Source organism: Mesorhizobium sp. ArgA1 (genome assembly GCF_053714375.1).
Genome location: NZ_JBSKBQ010000129.1, coordinates 1 through 536 on the forward strand (window position 1 = coordinate 1; position 536 = coordinate 536).

Below are 536 nucleotides of genomic sequence, written 5' to 3' on the forward strand. Positions count from 1 at the left end.
GAAGAGAAGGCCCGCGGCATCACGATCTCGACGGCTCACGTCGAATACGAGACGGCCAACCGCCACTACGCCCACGTCGACTGCCCCGGCCACGCCGACTATGTGAAGAACATGATCACCGGTGCCGCGCAGATGGACGGCGCGATCCTGGTGGTGTCGGCCGCCGACGGCCCGATGCCGCAGACCCGCGAGCACATCCTGCTTGCCCGTCAGGTCGGCGTGCCGTCGATCGTGGTGTTCCTGAACAAGGTCGACCAGGTCGACGACGCCGAGCTGCTGGAACTGGTCGAGCTCGAGGTTCGTGAGCTTCTGTCGAAGAACGAGTTCCCCGGCGACGACATTCCGATCGTCAAGGGCTCGGCGCTGGCTGCTCTGGAAGATTCGAACAAGACCATCGGTGAAGACGCGATCCGCGAGCTGATGGCTCAGGTCGACGCCTACATCCCGACGCCTGTTCGTCCGCTGGACAAGCCGTTCCTGATGCCGATCGAAGACGTGTTCTCGATCTCGGGTCGTGGCACGGTCGTGACCGGCCG

1 protein-coding gene is annotated in these 536 nt (G+C 64.2%); it reads left to right on the forward strand.

Annotated features, from left to right (window positions below; genetic code table 11):
* On the forward strand, positions 1–536 hold a 536-nt coding region (locus tag ACWGTI_RS32665), incomplete at both ends, for a GTP-binding protein (RefSeq protein WP_454590683.1).